Origin of the sequence: Arthrobacter sp. HMWF013 (assembly GCF_003061105.1) — a bacterium.
Classification (GTDB): domain Bacteria; phylum Actinomycetota; class Actinomycetes; order Actinomycetales; family Micrococcaceae; genus Arthrobacter.
On the sequence record NZ_QAIQ01000692.1, the window covers coordinates 1 to 531 of the forward strand.

Genomic DNA, 531 nt, shown 5'->3' on the forward strand with positions numbered 1-531 from the left:
ATCGACACCATGGCCCGCCACTGCGGCATGCCCAGCGAGCGGGCAGCCTCGAGCTGGCCCTTGGGCACGGCCTGCAGGCCGGCGCGGAGGGTTTCGGCGATGTATGCCGAGGCGACCATACCCAGCGATACCATGACCACGATGGTGACGTTCCACTGGACGCCGAAGGCCAGGGGCACGCCGTAGCCGAAGGCGATAAACACCAGCAGGGCCGGGATGCCGCGGAAGAATTCGATGTAGCCGGTGGCGATCCAGCGGTACAGCGGGAAGGCGGAGAGCTTCATCAGGGCCAGGAGCAGGCCGCCGGAGAGGCCCACCACGAAGCCCAGGAAGGTGTAGATCAGGGTGTTTTTGAGGCCCACCAGGAAGATGTCCGGAAACATCGGGCCGATCTTGCCGAAGTTGAAGACACTGGTGCCGATGGTTTTCCAGTCGGTGGCCAGAATCAGCGCGGCCACGGCCACGACGAATATGCCGATCTGGACATACAGGCTCACTCTGGCCCGTTGACGTGCGGTCATTGCCATGGGG

General features: G+C 64.0%; 1 protein-coding gene. It reads right to left on the reverse strand.

Translation table 11 applies throughout. From position 1 onward, the window contains the following. On the reverse strand, nt 1-527 hold a 527-nt coding region (locus tag DBR22_RS22480; RefSeq protein WP_108600811.1), incomplete at its 3' end, for an ABC transporter permease subunit. Nucleotides 528-531 lie beyond the last annotated feature (4 nt).